The organism is Georgenia halophila (assembly GCF_039541595.1).
On sequence record NZ_BAABGN010000012.1, the window covers coordinates 135391 to 153874 of the forward strand.

An 18484-nucleotide genomic window follows, 5' to 3' on the forward strand; every position below is an offset into this window, starting at 1 on the left:
GCCAAGTTGACATCGACCCGCGTCCAGCCTACGCTCGGAAAGCGCATTCCCGGTCGCCGAACCGGCCGCCACCACCGCCCTCGACGAAGAGACTGACTCCCGACATGAGAATCCGCACCCTTCGCATCGCCCTGAACGGCGTCACCGGACGCATGGGCTACCGCCAGCACCTGGTCCGCTCGCTCCTACCCATCCGTGACGCCGGCGGCGTCCGGCTCGAGGACGGCAGCCGCGTGCAGGTCGAGCCGATCCTCGTGGGCCGCCGCGCCGAGAAGCTCGAGGAGCTCGCCGAGCTGCACGGCATCGAGCACTGGACCACCGACGCGGACAAGGTCATCGCCGACCCGGAGGTCGACATCTACTTCGACGCCCAGGTCACCTCGCGGCGTCCCGCCGCGCTGACCGCGGCGATGAAGGCCGGCAAGCACATCTTCACGGAGAAGCCGACGGCGGAGACCCTCGACGAGGCCGTCGCCCTGGCCGGGCTGTCCGAGCAGACCGGGGTGACCGTCGGCGTCGTGCACGACAAGCTGTACCTGCCCGGCCTGGTCAAGCTGCGCCGGCTGGTCGACGAGGGCTTCTTCGGCCGGATCCTCTCCCTGCGCGGCGAGTTCGGCTACTGGGTGTTCGAGGGCGAGATCCAGGAGGCGCAGCGGCCGAGCTGGAACTACCGCAAGGAGGACGGCGGCGGCATCACCGTCGACATGTTCTGCCACTGGAACTACGTGCTCGAGGGCATCCTCGGCACGGTCGACTCGGTCACGGCCAAGGCGACCACCCACATCCCCACCCGCTGGGACGAGCAGGGCAACGCTTACGAGGCGACCGCCGACGACGCCGCCTACGGCATCTTCGAGGTCACCACGCCCGGCGGTGACTCGGTGATCGCACAGATCAACTCGTCGTGGGCCGTGCGGGTGTTCCGCGACGAGCTCGTCGAGTTCCAGGTCGACGGCACGCACGGCTCCGCGGTCGCCGGCCTGCGCCGGTGCGTCGCGCAGCAGCGGGCGCACACGCCGAAGCCGGTGTGGAACCCGGACCTGCCGGCCACGGAGCCGTTCCGCGACCAGTGGCTCGACGTGCCCGCGAACGGTGACCTGGACAACGGGTTCAAGCTGCAGTGGGAGGAATTCATCCGTGACGTCGTCGCCGGACGTCAGCACCGGTACGGCCTGATGTCGGCCGCCCGCGGCGTCCAGCTCGCCGAGCTGGGCCTGCAGTCCTCGACAGAAGGGCGGACCGTGCCGGTCCCCCCGCTCACCCACGAGGGGGTAGCCGGACGATGAGTGCCGTCGACCTTCCGGACGGCCGGCACGTCCTGGGCGAGCCGGGCGCGTGGACGAAGCCGACGGGCCGACTCACCGCCCGCACCGCCTACGCGGCGGCTCACGTCGTGCCCCGCGTCGGCGCGGAGAACACCCCGGGCGCCCCCGCCGACCTCGACTGGGAGGCGACCCTCGCCTTCCGCCACTACCTGTGGTCCTACGGTCTCGGCGTCGCCGAGGCCATGGACACCTCCCAGCGCGGGATGGGTCTGGACTGGGCGGCCGCCTCCGAGCTGATCCGGCGCTCCTCCGCCGAGGCCCGCTCCGTCGGCGCGCTCATCGCCTGCGGCGCCGGCACCGACCAGCTGAGCGCCGAGACCGTCTCCGCACTTCCCCACCAGGACCGGCGGGCGGCGCTGGCCACCGTGACCGAGGCCTACCGGGAGCAGCTGGCCACCGTCGTCGGGGCGGGGTCCCGGCCGATCCTGATGGCCTCCCGGGCGCTGGCCGCCGTCGCCGGTGACGCCGAGGACTACCTCACCGTCTACGGGACCCTGCTCGAGGAATGCTCCGAGCCGGTCATCCTGCACTGGCTCGGCGAGGCCTTCGACCCCGCTCTGCGCGGCTACTGGGGGTCCGCCGACCCCCGCACCGCCGGCGAGACGGTCGCCCGGCTCATCGCCGCGCACGCCGACAAGGTCGACGGCATCAAGATCTCGTTGCTCGACGCCGAGCTGGAGATCTGGCTGCGCGCCAAGCTGCCCGAGGGCGTCAAGATGTACACGGGCGACGACTACAACTACCCCGACCTGGTCGTCGGCGACTCCCGCGGCCACTCCGACGCGCTCCTGGGCATCTTCGCCGCCATCGCACCGGCCGCGTCCACCGCCCTGCAGTCGCTCGACGGCGGCACGGACGGCGCGGCACGGGCCCACGAGATCCTGACCTCGACCCAGGCGCTGAGCAAGCACATCTTCGCGGCGCCGACCTACTACTACAAGACCGGCATCGCGTTCCTGTCCTGGCTCAACGGGTACCAGCCCGGCTTCCAGATGGTCGGTGGGCTGCAGTCCGGCCGGTCGCTGCCGCACCTGGTCGAGCTCTTCAGGCTGGCCGACCGGGCCGGCCTCCTGCTCGACCCCGACCTCGCCGCCCGGCGGATGGCCGGCTACCTCACCGTCTCAGGGGTTACGGCATGAGTGCCGCGGCTACCGGACGGGCGACGGCGGAGCGGCCGATTGCGGACCTGTCCCGGCTGTCTCTGAACACCGCCACCACCAAGGCGTGGACGCTCGAGCAGGCCGTCGAGGGCGCGGTCCGCGCCGGGCTGCCCGCCCTCGGGCTGTGGCGTGACCGGGTGGCAGAGGCCGGTCTGGAGCAGGCCGCGACGTTGGTCCGCGACGCCGGCCTGCGGGTCTCGTCCCTGTGCCGCGGCGGATTCCTCACCGCGGCCGACGACGCAGGTATCGCGGCCGCGCTGGAGGACAACCGCGCCGCCATCGTCGAGGCGGCCACGATCGGCACCCGCGAGCTCGTCATGGTCGTCGGCGGCCTGCCGGCCGCCACCGGACCCAACTCCCCCGCCTCGGCCGACGCCGACCGCGACCTGGTCGCCGCGCGGCAGCGCGTGGAGGACCGCATCTCGGAGCTCGCGCCCTTCGCCGAGGAGCACGGCGTCCGGATCGTGCTCGAGGCGCTGCACCCGATCTTCGCGGCCGACCGGGCCGTGCTGTCCACGCTCGGGCAGTGCCTCGACATGGCCGAGCCGTTCCCGGCACAGACGGTGGGCGTCGTCGTCGACACGTACCACGTGTGGTGGGACCCGGACCTGCGCAGGCAGATCGCCCGTGCCGGCGAGACCGGCCGGCTGGCCTCTTACCAGGTCTGCGACTGGAACCTGCCGCTCGCCGACGATCCCCTGCTCTCGCGCGGATTCATGGGCGACGGGTTCATCGACTTCCCCACCATCACCCGATGGGTGGCCGAGACCGGGTACGCCGGCGACGTCGAGGTGGAGATCTTCAACCAGCAGATCTGGGACGCTCCGGGCGACGAGACGATCGCAACCATGGCGGAGCGCTACACCCGGCTCGTGCAGCCGTACCTCTGACGCCGACCGGACGTCGCCAGCACGGTGTGGCGGGTCCGAGGCTGATCGTCGCGGACAGCGACCGCCACGCAGCTCTAACGCGCCGAGCACGGCCGTTGCAGCAGTGGCAGGACCCGACCTCGTGGGACACCCAACGCGGGCGCCACTCCGAGCTACCGGGCCGGGGGAAGTTCCTCACCAAGGTCGGTGGCCGTCCCCGGGATCCCGGTCTCGGTCCAGCTGACGCAGACCGAGCTGGCCGCCGATGTGCACAACACCAACAAGCGTTGGGAGATGCAGTGAGTGCGGCGAACAACCGCCGCACCGGGCCCGGCGGCACCGGTGGCGAGGCGATCCTGATCTGGCTCGCGCTGGGTCTGGTGGTGCTCGTGGTGGGCGGCGCCTACGCCGGCGCGCATCTGGGCCACCGGCTCGCCGGAACTGCCGACGGGCTGCCCACCAACCCGTTCGAGGTCTTCTTCGGCCTCCTCAGCGGCGACATCACCTGGCCCGCCGCCGGCACCTGGATCCTGATCAGCGCAGCCGTCCTCATCCTCGCCCTGGTGGTGGCCGTCGCGCTCCTGGTGCGCCGCCGCCGCGGCCCCCGGATGCGTGTCGATGGCGCCGCCACGCACATGGGCCGCGGCCGTGACATCGCGTCACAGTCACGCAAGCAGGCGACCGCGACCGCCCAGCGGCTCGGCGTGCAGGGCGGCTCCCCGGGCGTGCCGATCGGTCCCACGGTCAACGGCGGCCGGCAGCTGTACGGCTCGTGGGAAGACATGCACCTCGACGTGTGGGGACCCAGGACGGGAAAGACGACCTCGCGGGCGATCCCGGCGATCCTCGAGGCACCCGGGGCGGTACTGATCACTTCGAACAAGCGTGACGTCGTCGACGCCACCCGCGGCCCACGCCAGGCCGCGGCCGGGCGGGTGTGGGTCTTCGACCCTCAGGGCATCTGCGCCGAGCCGGCCACGTGGTGGTGGAACCCGCTGAGCTACGTCACCGATGAGGTCAAGGCACAAAAGCTCGCGGAGCATTTCGCCGCCGGCTCCCGCGATCCCGGCGCACGCACCGATGCCTACTTCGACCCGGCAGGCCAGGACCTCCTCGCGGGGATGCTCCTGGCCGCCGCGCTGGATCGGCGCCCGATCACCCAGGTCTACACCTGGCTCACCCGTCCGACCGACGAGGAAGCGGTCGACATCCTGCGTGAGCACGGCTACGACCTCACCGCCGACCAAGTCGCCGGGGTCGTGCTCGCACCGGACAAGCAGCGCGGGGGCGTGTTCGGCACCGCGCAGCAGATGGCGTCCTGCCTGACCAACCGACAGATCGCCCGCTGGGTCACCCACGAGGGGCCGGCAGAGGCCCGGCCGCAGCTCGACCCGGTCGAGCTGGTCCGTGACGGCGGCACCCTGTACAGCCTGTCCAAGGAGGGCCGGGGCACCGCCGGCCCGCTGGTGACCGCCCTGACGGTGGCGGTGGTCGGAGCGGCTGAGGAGCTCGCCGTGACCTCGCCGGGCGGCCGGCTCGCGACACCCCTGCTCGGTGTGCTCGACGAAGCGGCCAACGTCTGCCGCTGGCGCGAGCTCCCGAACCTGTACAGCCACTACGGCTCACGCGGCATCGTCCTGATGACGATTCTGCAGTCCTGGTCCCAGGGCGTAGACGTCTGGGGCGAGTCCGGCATGAAGAAGCTGTGGTCCGCCGCCAACATCAAGTGCTACGGCGGCGGAGTCAGCGAGGCCGCCTTCCTCGAAGACCTCTCCCGCATGGTCGGTGAGTACGACCGCGAATCCTCCTCGCTGTCCGTGGGCCGTGGGCACCGGACAGTCTCGCGTCAGCTCCAGCGCGAACGGATCCTCGACGTCGCCGACCTCGCCGCCATGCCCAAAGGCCGCGCCCTCGTCCTCGCGTCGGGCTCGCGGCCGGCGCTGATCCGCACCCAGCCCTGGATGAACGGCCCGCACGCCGACGCCGTACGCGCCTCCATCACCGCCCACGACCCCCAAGGCGAACGCACCATCCACGACGCCGAAACCGAAGCACTGACCGTCTCCTCGTCCCTCGCGCAGGAACCGGCGCCATGACCGCCACCGACGACTCGCCCACCGAGGACTGGGCAGACGACTGGGGGAGCGATCTGGCCGACGACGACGCGACCGACGCTCCGGCGGAGGAGATGCCGCAGCTGTACTACGGCTCGGTCGATGAGTTCGTGCGCGAATACCTCCGCTACCAGTACCGGCGCCGCATCGACGGGCAACGCCGAGTCTGGGCCGCGCAGTGGTGGAAATACGGCGAAGCCATCAGCCGCCTCGACGCCCTCTGGCGCGCCTGGGAACACCACCGCCTCGACCCGGCCACCGGCGCCAGCATCTGGTGGCGAGATCACGCCGACCACCACATGCCCGCCCTGATGGACCCCGACGGCACCTTCCACGGCGTCAAAGACACCAACAACCGCGACGAACCGCTCCCGTATGCCGAGCCACCCGCGGGACTGTTCGAGGACGAGCGAGACAACCTGTCATGAGCGGCGATCGTGTACGCCTGTCCAAACAGGCCTTGATGGCCTCCAGTCGAGGTGTCGCGGCGGCCGAGCGTAGAGCCTCACGAGGCGCCCGCTCCCGCGACGAGGCTGAGGGCGAGGCCGTGGGTCTGCCACTGCTCGTTGGTGGTCATACCGTGGCGGCAGCGCCAGGCGTGCAGTCCGAGATCGGCAAACCGGTCGCCACACCCCGTGGCACAACAAACCGTCCGCTGTCTCATCCAGCACGCCGTACCGGCCTGGTCCGTCCGACTCGCCCACCGTGGACACGACGGCAGCATTGCAGGACCTCGCGCCACCGCCACACGTTCTCAGTAAGTAACTCTTCAGATCCCCACGACGCCGGCCAGCCGGCGCCTGAAAGCCACAAGCTTCCCAAGGCCGCGCACACGAGACTCTTGTGTGATCTACGGCACCCATGTACTTTGGTTTACGAAATGGGTATGTGAGTTTGGGAACGAGGGGGGACAAGATGCCTTTGCGTCGGTTGGCAGCGCGAGTATTGGCGCTCAGCGTGCTGTTTCTGGCCCTTGTAGCGCCGGCTACCGCGCAAGCGGGTGAGTTGACGATGCCGCCGCCATCTAAGTGCGGCAACCACTTCGACGTCATCAATAATGGAGGCGCAAACTATCGGGTCGTTGGTACGGAGCTCTACGTCTTTTCGTCCGACTACATGCTGGTCTATGTGAGCGCTAGTGGCGACCGTTTCGGCGCATATAATGCCTCCCCCTATGGCGGCGCCAACTTCACCTTCGAAATTGAGAACAGCTGGGAAGAGGTTCGCCCAATCACCATCTCACTCACCAACAGCTCAAATACTCGGACGCTCTGCAGTCAAACATACTGGGCATAGATGACCCTCGATTACGTGCCACCCCAATTTATGCCAGTTGAAGTGGTGAGCCCACAGCCTGGACAAGGAGAGGTGCGGTGGCTCAGCGACTTCCAAGGGCTCGCAAATGAGCCTGCCGAGGAGGTGGTATTGGGCTGGTCGGCCAGCCCTATGAGTGATATAGGGCCAAAGATTCTTGTAAGCACCGCGAGGAGCGAGCGGTATCCCACCGATGTGGCTGCTCGACAACGGGCGCTGCAATTGTTGTGGGGCGGTTCTGAGATTCGAAGGCCGGATGGGGAGAGACGTCCGTCAACCGCAGAGGTTGTTGCTGAAATAAACTCGAAAGCTGCTGCACCGGAATTGTGGCGACGAGACAAGCCAGTCGATGGTGACGCTTTCGGGCCTTCGACTTGGTCCGTCTTCAGGTCCGGGGAGCAATGGTCGGCAGTTTCTCGCTTTGATCAGTTATGGCTGATGGGTGTCGCAGTCCACTACGCGTTTGAATCATTTCGTATACGCACAGTGCGATCTGGTAGCGAATACTTGCGAGACCCGACGCGCCGCTGGTCAACGGTGGAACTCGAACACTCGAGGAAAGTCCATTCCGGGGACGTATAGCGAACGCTGCACAACAGCTACGGCACGCTAGCCTTGCCCTGCTGCTGCGAGATCTCCTGCGGCATGAGGATGCGCGTGTCGAGGTTGCCAGCGGCGATCTTTCGCTAGTTCGAGGCGGTCATCCGTCCGCTGGCGTTTCTATGGACCACCTGAGACCGAGGATCCGGAACGCCTCGATGAGGTCCGGATCCTCGGGCGTAAGCGGCTGGTGATGGGTCTCGCTGAGCACGGGACTGACAGCAGCGTCGCCAGCCCGCTCGAAGATCGCCCAGAGCGTGTGGTCGTCGCCATGACGGGAGGCGAACGTGACGCCGTTGAGGTCTGTCGTCGCATGCAGGTGCGTAGCCACGGCCTGAGTGAGCGCGCGTGGCCGGCCGTCCTTGAGCGCTGCTGCGTCGAAGTCGTGTAGGCCTAGGCGGTGGGCCAGAGCGACAAACTGGGGCCTGAGCGCGGCAAGAGACTCCGAGGTTGTCACGGCGCAGAAGCGGCCAGTCAGCGTCGCGCTAGCAGCCGATCGCGGTTCCAACCATGTGTACGGAACCTCGCCGGCGCGCGCCGTGGGGAACAGTTCGGCGTCATCGTCGGATTCGACGATCTGGGCGACGTCCTCACTGACTGCGGCGTCTGGACGAAACCCAGCCAGGACCTCGAGCAGGCAGGCCAGCAGCGTGGAACCGGCGTAGACGGTGCGAAAGTTGCCGCGCGAGTCGTCCCAACGGCCGTCGAAGCGGCCGTCCGCGCCGGCCCACTCCCACCCGGACCATGCCCAGGGCTCGGGGCGGGGGCCGACGTGCCAGACTCGCTCGTGCGCTGTGACGACCGTGAGCTGCGGGGGTGCCACCGATTCCGTCACCCGGCGGCAGCGAAAGCCCGAGCGGCGGCGAGGATGTTCGGGCCGATGTCATCAAGGTCGCCCTCGCGCAGCAGCCTGGCGGGCGCGACGTCGTCGAGGCGGGGATTCATACCTTGAAACCACGCCTGCACCACGCCAGGCGAGTCCTTCTCGGCCAGGAGCGCCGCGATCCGGTACGCCATCCGGAGGCGGTTCAGGACGTCGGTTGATGGGTTGCGCGGGTCGGTCTCGTCCGCCCACTGCCTTACCGCACGGGTCTCTTGAACCGACCCGAGGTAGGCCACGAGCTTCGCCCCGAGCAGGCTCCGGAGCCGGCCGACAAGCTCCGGCGCGGGCAGCCGCAGAGACTCCTCGTAGGCCCGGAGGTCGCCACGGGCAACAGTGGTGCTCATGTCCCCAGTGTCGCATCGTGACAGGCCCCAGGCAACTACATATCACACCCTGTATCCCACCTCCGATAACTGACGTTATGTCAACCTAGGTTGGCGGGCCGTTACTACATCGCCCCTGATCCCCCGGGGCACGAACCGGCCATGGTAGGAGCCAGCCAGCCCGCTTTGCCTTACCCAGCACTTGTTTGGGTGAAACTCAAATATGAGACGTTGAGCGCCATAGGCCATCCTTCGATCGCCCTTCACAGCGACTGTCGCCCTACAGGACGCTTGTCCAGACTCACGGGATCAGCCACACTCCCCGCTAGTCACATCCCGGCACGTGCTCAGTCAGGCTTAATGGGCTCTTACGGGAGTAAGATCGAACCGAACACACCAAATCGTTACCGAGGGGACGATGATGTCACCACCCAAAACCGCTACTGCGCAGGGGACCTGCTCGCCACACGCCGCGGCATGCTAAGCCCACCGAAAAGCGCCGCGTCTACTGAGGGCCTTACACAGCGATCCTTGCTCACGAGGCCGCCGCGCAAAACAGGCGCTACATGAGTCAATACATCGTCGGCACAGGCCGGGTCCTATCGCTGACTCGCCTGACGGGCGCACCCGGACAGGAAACAATGTCGGCCACTGTTGCACCAGACATCCATCCCGTGGACGCCTCGTTCTTACATCCCACGGATCACGACCCGACGACTGAAGCAGCCGGTCTCCGCGACGCCTACGACGTCGTGACATTTGGTGTGGTCGCCGTGCAACTGTCCAGGTTGGCCGAGGCACACAAGCAACTACTGATTGTTTTTGCCGGGCGCCAATTACTGCAGCGAGATGGCGACCACGTACTACGTGAGGTCATGGCAGAACATGTCGGCATTGCGCTCAGGCCTGAGTACGTAGATCGCATGCTGTAGCCGGAAACCAATGCCATATACGAACGTGATGGCACGTACCCGAGACCTCGGCCAGCGCGGAGTGCGATGTCCTTTTGGTGACGCGGTATGAGCGGCCCGGTGGTGACGTCCACCCGGCGGGCGGCGCACGGGCCCCCGCCCCGGCGTCGTCCGCTGCGCGTGAGCGTGATCGGCTTTGTCGGCGAGCTCCTCCTGACGGCGGGAGTTCTGCTGGGCCTGTTCGTCGTGTGGCAGCTCTTCTGGACGGACGTCGAGGCGTCCCGCGACCAGCAGGAAGCCGTGGAGCAGATCCAGGAGTCGTTCACTCCGCCACCAGCAGAGCCGGACCCCGGCCCACGAACAGGCGCGCCGCCCGTCATGAACGCTCCCGCGCACGGGGGCGACTTCGGCCTGCTGTACGTCCCGCGCTGGGGTGAGGACTACCAGCTACCGATCGCCGAGGGTGACGACCTGCCGGTGCTGAACGAGGGAGCGGCCGGCCACCGACCGGGCACGGCCATGCCGGGCGAGGTCGGCAACTTCGCGCTGGCGGGGCACCGGCAGACGTACGGCGCCGCGTTCCACCACATCGACCAGCTGGAGACGAGCGATCGGATCATCGTCTGGACGAAGGAGGCGTGGCTCGTCTACCGCGTGACGGACAGCTACATCGTGGCGTCCGACCAGACCGAGGTCGTGGCACCGGTCCCGGGCGAACCCGGCGCGGAGGCGACCGACCGGATGATCACCCTGATCACGTGCCACCCCCTGTGGAGCACGGCAGAGCGGTGGATCGTGCACGGCGAGCTCGTCGAGTGGTACCCGCCCAGCGACCCCGGGGACGGGCTGCCGGAGCCGCTCAGGGAGGGAGGCTGATGTACGCAGGTTTGTGGCGCATGCTGCCGGGGCCGCGCTGGTTCAAGGCGATCGAGGCCCTGGTGCTGGTGCTCGCCATGATCGCGGTCCTCTTCGAATGGGTCTTCCCGTGGGCGGCCGAGCAGCTGAACCTCCTCGACACCACGGTGGGTGCCGAGCGGTAGAGGCCTCTGGCGGCTCGCTACAGCGGGTCCGTAGGTGGTACTTCTCCTCGGTGGCGAGTTCGAGCGTGCCACCCGGCACGGCCTCGCGAACCCTCAGCCCTGCGAGCCCGCCCGTTGAACAGCGCGGTAGACGGTCGAGCGCGCGACGCCGAAGAGTTCGGCGACCTCGGCGGTGGTGTGACTCCCCGCGCGGTGCAGTGCAACCAGGTGCGCCTCCTGCGACTTCGAGAGCTTGGGCTGCTTGCCGCGCAGCCGGCCCTTCGCTTTGGCGACCGCCATGCCCTCGCGGGTTCGCATCCGGATGAGGTCGGCCTCGAACTCGGCGACCATCCCGAGGACGTTGAACAGCAGCCGGCCGACCGGGTCGGTCGGGTCGTACAGGCTCCCGCCGAGGTTGAGGGTCACGCCCTTGCGGGTGAGCTCGTCGGCGATGTCTCGAGCATCCGGAAGTGACCGGGCGAGACGGTCGAGCTTGGTGACCACGAGCGTGTCCCCGGCGCGGCAGGCGGCAAGTGCCTCCCGCAGTCCCGGCCGGGCGCGGTTCGCGCCCGTCAATCCGTGGTCGACGTAAAGCACGTCCTTGTCGACGCCAAGAGCTACGAGTGCTTCGCGTTGGGCGGTCAGGTCCTGCTCGTTCGTCGAGACGCGGACGTATCCGATCATCACCGGCTCGACTGTAGCGTTTAGGGCACCTTCACCGGGCACTTTCGCGGGCGGGTCTTACGCGACCTTGGATGCGCAGAACTTCAACGGCGTGGCTCGCCGCGCCTGGTCGTCAATGCTGTCCCGGAGAGGGACCGGCTTGCGGGCACTGCGCCCCGCGGGCCAGCCGGTACAACGGAGCAAAGAGACTCCCGGATGAGTGGCCCTAGCGTTCGAACAATGGTGCTGCCCGAGACGTTGCAGACCGAGCGTCTATCGTTGCGACTCTTGGGGCCCGCCGGTCTCGATGCCGTGCACTGGCTTTTCTCAGACCCCGGCCACACCATCGGTGATGGACCGGTCCGGGATCGGGCACAGACTGAGCGCTGGCTTGAGAGACGAGCGATGCGTTACCAGGAAGAAGGGCTGCCCTGGTACGGGCTTGGACCGTACGTTCCGCCCTCGCCGGCACCTGCGGTGTGTTCCTCGGTGAACGGTGCGGCGATGATCCCGAGATCGGATACGAGGTCGCCGTCGCGCACCGTGGGAAGGGCTTCGCCCTCGAGGCAGCGGCCGCTGTCACTCAGGCGGCACATTCGGTCGGCCACGCTCGGCTCTGGGCGACCATCCGACCGAGGAATGTCGCCTCAAAGCGAATCGTCGAACGGATCGGCTACCACCTCGTCCGGAGACAGCCCGACGCAAAGGGTGACCTCGACTACTACCTGAGCGCCCGCGGGGATGCTTGGAATGCTCCACGGCGCTGACCACGAGGGTGGTCGCAAAATTCAGCCCCGACAGGTGGCAGAGCGAGTGCTGACCCCCTGTCGGGTCATTGTCGGGCGGCACGAGTGCTAAGGCGTGGCAAGTGCGCCGCTAGCTGCCGGCCTGTACGTCTGTTGCAAGGTCGCGAACTCTGCGGCGCGACAACGCAGCGATGAGGAGCATCACTACCCCGGCTCCCCAGAAGCCGGCAGTCACGCCACACAACTGAGCTATGACTGCGCCGAGCGCTGAACCGAGCGCGGAGCCACCAATCGACGCTGTGGAGTAGACGCCGTTGACCCGTCCGAGCAGCGACTCCGGCGTTGCGTTCTGCCGCAGGCTCAGCGCAGCGGCACCCCAGATCATGGTGTGTGCTCCGAAGAGCACCATGGTGATGGCGACCACGGGCGCGGACGGGGTGAGTGCGAGTGTCAGGTGGACACCTGCCTCGATGAGGAAGCCAACTTGGACGATCCGGACGATGCCGAGGACTGCTTCGGTTCGTGGGTAGAGCCACGGGGCCGTCAGACCACCGATCGCCGAGCACGTCATCAGGAGTCCGAACTGAGCGGTCGTGAGACCGATCTCGTCGGTCGCGTAAAGCACCCACGTAGCGAATGCCGCGCTGAATGCGATGTTCATGGTGAGGATTGCCATGACCAGAGTCCGTATCGGAGCGTTACGACGGACCCACGCGAGCCCTTCGCGCGTCTCGCCGAGAAAACTCGCTGGTTCCGAGCGCGCCTCGATCGAGTCGCTTCGCGTCTGTATGACGACCCTCGTGGCCACGACCGCCGCCGCGCCCAAGGCAACTGCATGGGTCATGAAGGGAGCGAAGGAACCCAACGCGAACAAGAAACCGCCGAGCGGTGGACCGACCAACTGGTTCCCCACCGTAAATGTGGCATCGAGTCGCGCATTCGCGACACCGAGACGGTCTCGAGGCACGACCAGGACCGTCAGCGCCGTGGTGGCGTTGTCCGCGAACGTTTCGCCAACGCCGAGGAGGAACAGCCCCCCGTAAATGATCACGAGGGTCGATGCGTCGAAGAGTACCGACAAGGAAAGTGCCGCCATGACGACTCCGCGACAGGCGTTTGCAGTCAGGAGTGCGCGCCTGCGGTCGACGCGATCGACCAGAGCACCGCCAAGTACTGAGAAGAGCAGCCACGGGAGCTGTTGGACGAAAACAGCGCCGCCGACAGCGGCTGGCGCAGGATTGGTCGCCGCTACGAGCAGGGGACCGGCCGCGAGCAGAACACCGTCCCCGAGGTTCGTGAGCGAACTGGCGATGAAGATGGGGCGGAAGCGGGGCGTAAGTGGAGAAGACGACGCTGAAAGGCGAACGGGCATTGCTGGCCTCCGAATCGGTCGACACGAAGGCGCGTCAAACGCGCACGGCAACGGCAAGAGCCGCGACGTACCGATCGGACCCGAGGTCAGCCCAAGAACACCCGAGCGGGGCGACCGCTCAGCGGGACCGCACTAACCGGCGGCGAAGATCAGGAGTGAGGTGCCTTCGAGGGAGGACCGGTACGGAACCCACGAGCCGTCCCAATCATTGCTACCTCCATCAACGCCAGGCCGTCCTGAGACCCAGCAAGACTGTGCAGCACAGTACCCTTCTTGCCCGGACCGGCAGGCCACCAATCCTCGCTAGCCAGAGAGGGTCCATTCGGTCAGCATCACGTGCCACATCGACGAGTGGCCTAGTTTTCGTCCGGCCACGGCTCGCCAGGCGGCCACGGGTTCGGGAGGCCGAAGAAGTCCTCCGCGATGGAAGCGGGCGCGATTTCCCGGAGCTTGCCGGCATCGAAAGCCACGGCGTGGGCGGGGAGGCCGAGCTCTTCCGGCAGCACGTGTGTGGGGTTGGGATGCCGCCACAGCGTGACCTCGGCGCGCTGGAGGTGATGCGGCATGAGCTGGTTGACCAACAGAACGCCTGAGACGTTTCGGTGCTGCCAGTTGGGCGGCACCCCGAAGTAGCCGTCGGGCTGTCGAACTTGGCGAGTCGCCATCTCGCCGTCCGGGCCCTCGCTCCACGCAATCGCGGCAGCCCCATACATCGCGTTGGTGGTGTGCCAGCGGTCGGTGTCGTGGATGTACGTACCAACGGCGATGACGAACGGTGCGTTGAGGTCGCCGTATTCGTGGTGCTTGGTGATGAGGGCTTTGCGGATTGCCGGTGCATCGTCGATCCAGTCCACTCCCGTGTGCCCGTAAACACCGATGGCACGACTGTTAGCTCGATGCCCTCGCGCCTTAGGCCTGATCGGGATCGCCTTGAACGTCACTGACCAGCCGTCGTCCTGCCACTGGCGCGATGGGGCGCTTTCAAAGTCCCACGGTTGGTCGGGGTCTAGTCCCGCCAACCACCGGCGCATATCCGCGCGAAGCCGAGCTGCCGTAGGTGGTCTGGGGCCCTCGACGAGGTCCTCGAGCGAGAGCAGAAAGTTCGGATCGTCGAGCCGGTTCACCGTGTCGAATAGGACTGCTCGTCTTTGGGTCGCAGCCTTGGCTGCTGAAGTCGATCCCGGCGCAATTGCCTCGATGTACATTTGCTCGCCAGCGCGCTCAGCAAGGAAGTCGGGGCGGGCTGTAGTGCCCTCGACGGTGAGGTGAATCGTGACCGTGTATCCAGCTCTGATCAGGGATTCGTGGAGGTAGAGCTCCAGGAAGGCGCTGCGGAACTGTTCGTCATCTCGAGACCGGAAGCGCTGTCGCAGGTCGGTGTAGTCGGTGTCGTCCTCGATGTGGTTCGACCACTCCTGCATGAGCGACCGAGGATGCTCCCAGTAGTCGCCCGCGATCCGGTTCAGGAACTCGAAGGTCGACTCTTGGTGACTGCTGGGGGTGACGTCCGTGCGGTCAACGTCATCGAACAGCGGATCGCGGCCGGTAGCCATGCCCAGAAGGGTGCCAGTGACCAGCGGCAGGCGCCGGGCGCTTCGCACTGATGTCGGCGCGGGAGCCGCCTCATGCCGTCGACACGGTTCGCGATCATGCCGCTCGATGCGCTCGGAGAGCGCTCAACTGTCACCGCACGAATGGTCGGCAGAGGGACGGCCTACCCTACCGGTACTGCGCGAGGAGGCGTCGGTTGAGTCTCGGCTCGTCCGTGATGGCGCCCGGATACTGCGGTGGAGCCTCGACCGGTTCCGCCAAGTGCAACACGGGGGTTGCACTGCGCCTCTGGATGTGCAACCGTAAGCTTGCACACGATGGAGGGCCACCATGACTGTGACTGCCGTTCCGACCCGCCCCACAGCGGTGCTGGGGTTGCTGTTCGTCGCCGCGTTCACGATGGACTGCGCGGAGATGCTCGTGCTGGGGATGCTGGACCTGATCTCCGCGGGGCTCGCCGTTTCAGTGCCGGCGGCGGGTGCCCTGGTGACAGCCAGCGCCGCGGGCTGCGCCATCGGCGGCCCGGTGCTCGCCCTGCTGACCACGCGGCTGGACCGGCGCCGGGTGCTGCTGTGGTCGGCGGCGGTGTTCGTACTGCTCCACCTGGTGCCCGTGCTCGTCGACGGCTACTCACTCTTCCTCGTCGCCCGGGTCGCGATCGGCGCGTTGCAGGGGCTCTTCATAGCCGCCGCGTTCACCACAGCGACGTCGATCGTGCCGCCCGAGCAGGCCGGCCGCGCCATCGCGGTGGTGATCTCGGGTTGTGCCTCCGCCAGCGCACTCGGCATGCCCATGGGCACTGTCCTCGGGTACGCGCTCGGGTGGCGCGCCTCCTTCGTCGCGGTAGTCGTAGTCGGCGCCGGGGTGCTGCTGGCCGCCGCGGTCGTCCTCCCGTCGGTGCCCACCTCGCCCGAGGCTCAGGCCACGGGACAGTCGCGACACGCCTTCGCTCCCCGTGTGCTCGCGGTCCTGGCGGTGTGCTGCCTGATCTTCGCAGGCATCCAGTCAGCTCTCACGTACCTCGTACCGTTCCTCGGTGAGGTCACCGGCGTCTCGGCCGCCGCCGCCATCGGCGGCTTCCTGATGCTCTACGGCGTCGCCACCACGGTCGGTTCCGCTGCCGGTGGCCGGTTCGCCGACACCGATGCTGCGCGCACCCTGATGCTGGGCTCGGTCGGGGTCGCGGCGTCCCTGTTCACGATGCACCTTCTGGGTGACAGTGCCGTGGTCGTGGCGGCGGCCGTGCTGGTGCTCGGGCTGTGCGGCATGGGCATGGCACCTGCGATGCAGCACCGGGTCGTCACGCTCGCCGGGCCCGGGGCGCCGCTCGCGGCGTCGCTGCCGGCGTCCGCAGTGAATGCCGGCATCGCCGGTGGATCGCTCGCCGGCGGTGCCGCCATCGATCACGCGAGCCTCCCCGCCGCCATCCTCACCGGTGCCGTGATCGCCCTCGCGGCCGTCGCGGCCGCCGTGGCGACCCGGCGTCTGCGGCCACCTCCGGCCCCTACCGACGGGCACGCTGCGCCCGAGGCGGCCGAGCCGGTCGCCGCCTGAAGCCCCAACCAAGGAAAGGAACGCACCATGATCAGCAATCCACACGCCGTCACCGATCCCGAGACCTTCACCGTACGACGCACGATCATGATCGCCGCTCCGCTCGAGAAGGTCTGGACAGCGGTCACCGACCCCGAGCACATCTCCCGCTGGTTCGGCCGCACCGTCCTGGTAGGGCAGGGCGCCGGCGCGCACGGCACCATCACCTGGCCGGGCGAGGGCGCAGTCCCTCTCCGTGTCGAGGCGTTCGACCCTCCGCGAAATGTCACCTACCGCTGGTGCAACGACGACGCCCGCCCGGCACCGGACACGGTCGACGGCGCGCCCTCCACCATCTTCACGTTCACTCTCGAGCCCATGGCCTCGGGAACCAGGCTCACGGTGGAGGAGACCGGGTTCGAGCTGACCTCCGATCCCGCAGGGAACCTGGAGAGCCACCGCCAGGGCTGGGACGGCGAGCTCGACAAGCTCGTCATCCTGCTCGAGGGTGGCCCGCAGTGACCAAGACGCTGGTGCACGTGTTCTCCGCACTCGGTGACGAGACCCGATGGAGCATCCTGCAGGCGCTCGGGGAGGGCGACGCGTCGGCCTCCGCACTCGCCGCTCGCCTCCCGGTCAGCCGACAGGCCATCGCCAAGCACATACACGTGCTTCAGGAAGTCGGCCTCGTGCGACCGGCACGGGTCGGGCGCGAGATTCGATACCAGGTCGTCGGCTCGCAGCTCAGCGCCGCGGCCCGCCAGCTCGAGGCGATCGGCACCGCCTGGGAGAGCCGCCTCGCCGCCATCAAGGACATCGCCGAAGACCTGTAGCCGTCCGCCCCCGATCAAGGAGCTGAAGTCATGAATATCGAGTACGCGCCCGAACCGACTCCCACCGACCGCGCCACCTTCGAGGCCAATCTGGCCGAGCTGCGCACCCGGGAAAAGGCGCACACCCGCGCCGGGGACGCGATCGCCGCAGCCCGACGCCAACTGCCCGTCGTCGAGGTCGACGCCAGCACCCCGCTGCTCGGGCCCCACGGTACGGTCCCTCTGATCGACACCTTCGAGGGTCGACACCAGCTGATCGCCTATTACCTCATGTGGTTCCCCGGTCGGCCCGCCAGCGAGCAGTGCGAGGGCTGCACCTGGAACAACTCCCAGGTCGGCGAGCTATCCTACGTCCACTCCCGCGACATCACCTATGCCGTGTTCTGCCAGGGCCCGTTCGACGAGAGCCTGCGTTACCGCGACTTCATGGGCTGGACGATGCCCTGGTACTCCGCGCAGCGGTCGCTCGACACACTCCTGGTCGGACGGCAGGTCGGCATGATGCACGTGGTCTGCTACCTGCGCCGTGGTGACCGGGTGTTCGAGACCTACTGGACCGCCAACCGTGGCGTCGAGGCGGTCGACATCAACTACCGTCTGATGGACCTCACCCTCTACGGGCGGCACGAGCCTTGGGAGGATTCGCCACCGGGCTGGCCGCAATCGCACGACGACGGCTTCCGGACCGACGGCCGCCCCACCGCACAGTGGTCGAGGATCGTGGCCGGCCGGTCCGAAAACCTGGCTCAGTAACCCGAGGGCGAGTCTGCCGCGACGCGGCCCATGCGCGGGCCGCAAGACGATCGGCTTGCCCTTCAACTTCGAACTGGTGGGCAGCCGTGCTGCGCACCGAGGCCTGCCTGACCTTCCCCCCGGAGTGTGGAGGCAGCAGCTATAAGGGAGAGCGATGCCTCCGCACTTCAAGGACATCTCCACCCGACGAAATCACACGAGAGGCTCCATAATTCCGCGGCTGGCCGGGCAATTCAGGCGAGGGCGTCAGCTCGGATCGTCGGGATCCGAGGCCCACCTGGCACTGATCGCGAAGCCGTCACCGGCATAGCACGGAAAGACGTGCAGGTGAGGCTGGAACACCTCTTGGAAGGCAGCGTCCCCATCGGCATCGAAGAAGTTGATGCCCTCGCACGTCAGTGACGACTCGCGCAAGGCCGCTGACATCGATCGAGCAACCGTGAACATTTCGCCCTGCGAGGTCGTCATCGAGATCCGCTAGCCACAACAGGTGCTTCTTATTCATGGTTTCAGCG

At 67.6% G+C, this 18484-nt stretch carries 20 protein-coding genes; 14 read left to right on the forward strand and 6 right to left on the reverse strand.

Annotation, left to right across the window (positions count from 1 at the left end; all coding sequences use genetic code 11):
* Positions 1-104 precede the first annotated feature (104 nt).
* From ABD907_RS14550 to ABD907_RS14575, 6 genes are all read left to right on the forward strand, one after another.
* Complete coding sequence (locus ABD907_RS14550) at positions 105-1286, forward strand: Gfo/Idh/MocA family protein (protein WP_345216992.1); 1182 nt, start codon at positions 105-107, stop codon at positions 1284-1286.
* Entirely contained in the window at positions 1283-2464 is a 1182-nt protein-coding gene (locus ABD907_RS14555; protein WP_345216993.1) for a dihydrodipicolinate synthase family protein, read from the forward strand. The genes ABD907_RS14550 and ABD907_RS14555 overlap by 4 nt, the downstream gene beginning before the upstream one ends.
* Positions 2461-3375 (forward strand): sugar phosphate isomerase/epimerase family protein, encoded by a 915-nt coding sequence (locus ABD907_RS14560; protein ID WP_345216994.1) that lies wholly within the window; start codon positions 2461-2463, stop codon positions 3373-3375. The genes ABD907_RS14555 and ABD907_RS14560 overlap by 4 nt, the downstream gene beginning before the upstream one ends.
* 278 nt (positions 3376-3653) lie before the next feature.
* A complete protein-coding gene (locus tag ABD907_RS14565) occupies positions 3654-5450 on the forward strand; it encodes a type IV secretory system conjugative DNA transfer family protein (RefSeq protein WP_345216995.1) in 1797 nt (598 codons plus the stop codon).
* A complete protein-coding gene (locus ABD907_RS14570) occupies positions 5447-5896 on the forward strand; it encodes a DUF4913 domain-containing protein (protein ID WP_345216996.1) in 450 nt (149 codons plus the stop codon). The genes ABD907_RS14565 and ABD907_RS14570 overlap by 4 nt, the downstream gene beginning before the upstream one ends.
* 487 nt (positions 5897-6383) lie before the next feature.
* Positions 6384-6764, forward strand: coding sequence for a hypothetical protein (locus tag ABD907_RS14575; RefSeq protein ID WP_345216997.1), 381 nt, complete (start codon positions 6384-6386; stop codon positions 6762-6764).
* A 718-nt stretch (positions 6765-7482) separates the two neighbouring features.
* Here ABD907_RS14575 and ABD907_RS14580 read toward each other — a convergent pair.
* Together ABD907_RS14580 and ABD907_RS14585 are read right to left on the reverse strand one after the other, a co-directional pair.
* Positions 7483-8217 carry an RES domain-containing protein gene (locus ABD907_RS14580; protein WP_345216998.1) on the reverse strand — a complete coding sequence of 245 codons (735 nt, stop codon included), beginning with the start codon at positions 8215-8217 and terminating at the stop codon, positions 7483-7485.
* Positions 8214-8609 carry a hypothetical protein gene (locus ABD907_RS14585; RefSeq protein ID WP_345216999.1) on the reverse strand — a complete coding sequence of 132 codons (396 nt, stop codon included), beginning with the start codon at positions 8607-8609 and terminating at the stop codon, positions 8214-8216. Before ABD907_RS14585 ends, ABD907_RS14580 begins: the two co-directional genes overlap by 4 nt.
* A 545-nt stretch (positions 8610-9154) precedes the next feature.
* Here ABD907_RS14585 and ABD907_RS14590 point away from each other — a divergent pair.
* The 3 genes from ABD907_RS14590 (at position 9155) to ABD907_RS14600 (ending at position 10539) form a co-directional block, all read left to right on the forward strand.
* Complete coding sequence (locus ABD907_RS14590) at positions 9155-9520, forward strand: hypothetical protein (RefSeq protein WP_345217000.1); 366 nt, start codon at positions 9155-9157, stop codon at positions 9518-9520.
* A gap of 87 nt (positions 9521-9607) precedes the next feature.
* Positions 9608-10375 (forward strand): class E sortase, encoded by a 768-nt coding sequence (locus ABD907_RS14595; protein WP_345217001.1) that lies wholly within the window; start codon positions 9608-9610, stop codon positions 10373-10375.
* The gene (locus ABD907_RS14600; protein ID WP_345217002.1) at positions 10375-10539 is read left to right on the forward strand and encodes a hypothetical protein; all 165 of its coding nucleotides are present in this window, start codon (positions 10375-10377) and stop codon (positions 10537-10539) included. The genes ABD907_RS14595 and ABD907_RS14600 overlap by 1 nt, the downstream gene beginning before the upstream one ends.
* 93 nt (positions 10540-10632) lie before the next feature.
* Here ABD907_RS14600 and ABD907_RS14605 read toward each other — a convergent pair whose 3' ends face one another.
* On the reverse strand, positions 10633-11202 hold the full coding sequence (locus ABD907_RS14605) for a recombinase family protein (RefSeq protein WP_345217289.1): 570 nt from the start codon (positions 11200-11202) through the stop codon (positions 10633-10635).
* A 410-nt stretch (positions 11203-11612) separates the two neighbouring features.
* On the opposite strand from ABD907_RS14605, the gene ABD907_RS21120 reads away from it, so the two are divergent.
* Positions 11613-11948, forward strand: coding sequence for a GNAT family N-acetyltransferase (locus tag ABD907_RS21120; protein ID WP_425555779.1), 336 nt, complete (start codon positions 11613-11615; stop codon positions 11946-11948).
* A gap of 109 nt (positions 11949-12057) precedes the next feature.
* Here the strand turns inward: ABD907_RS21120 and ABD907_RS14610 are convergent, their stop codons facing one another.
* Together ABD907_RS14610 and ABD907_RS14615 are read right to left on the reverse strand one after the other, a co-directional pair.
* Complete coding sequence (locus ABD907_RS14610; RefSeq protein WP_345217003.1) at positions 12058-13299, reverse strand: MFS transporter; 1242 nt, start codon at positions 13297-13299, stop codon at positions 12058-12060.
* 356 nt (positions 13300-13655) lie between these two features.
* Complete coding sequence (locus tag ABD907_RS14615) at positions 13656-14852, reverse strand: hypothetical protein (RefSeq protein ID WP_345217004.1); 1197 nt, start codon at positions 14850-14852, stop codon at positions 13656-13658.
* Between the two features lie 328 nt (positions 14853-15180).
* Here ABD907_RS14615 and ABD907_RS14620 point away from each other — a divergent pair, with 328 nt between their 5' ends.
* The 4 genes from ABD907_RS14620 to ABD907_RS14635 are packed head-to-tail and all read left to right on the forward strand — an operon-like array spanning position 15181 to position 17969.
* A complete protein-coding gene (locus ABD907_RS14620) occupies positions 15181-16404 on the forward strand; it encodes an MFS transporter (RefSeq protein ID WP_345217005.1) in 1224 nt (407 codons plus the stop codon).
* 27 nt (positions 16405-16431) lie between these two features.
* Positions 16432-16905, forward strand: coding sequence for an SRPBCC domain-containing protein (locus tag ABD907_RS14625; RefSeq protein WP_345217006.1), 474 nt, complete (start codon positions 16432-16434; stop codon positions 16903-16905).
* Positions 16902-17216: an ArsR/SmtB family transcription factor gene (locus tag ABD907_RS14630; protein WP_345217007.1), complete on the forward strand. Its 315-nt coding sequence runs from the start codon at positions 16902-16904 to the stop codon at positions 17214-17216. Before ABD907_RS14625 ends, ABD907_RS14630 begins: the two co-directional genes overlap by 4 nt.
* Positions 17217-17246: 30 nt before the next feature.
* Positions 17247-17969 carry a DUF899 family protein gene (locus tag ABD907_RS14635; RefSeq protein WP_345217008.1) on the forward strand — a complete coding sequence of 241 codons (723 nt, stop codon included), beginning with the start codon at positions 17247-17249 and terminating at the stop codon, positions 17967-17969.
* Positions 17970-18215: 246 nt separating this feature from the next.
* Here ABD907_RS14635 and ABD907_RS14640 read toward each other — a convergent pair whose 3' ends face one another.
* Positions 18216-18437 (reverse strand): HIT family protein, encoded by a 222-nt coding sequence (locus ABD907_RS14640; protein ID WP_345217009.1) that lies wholly within the window; start codon positions 18435-18437, stop codon positions 18216-18218.
* Positions 18438-18484 lie beyond the last annotated feature (47 nt).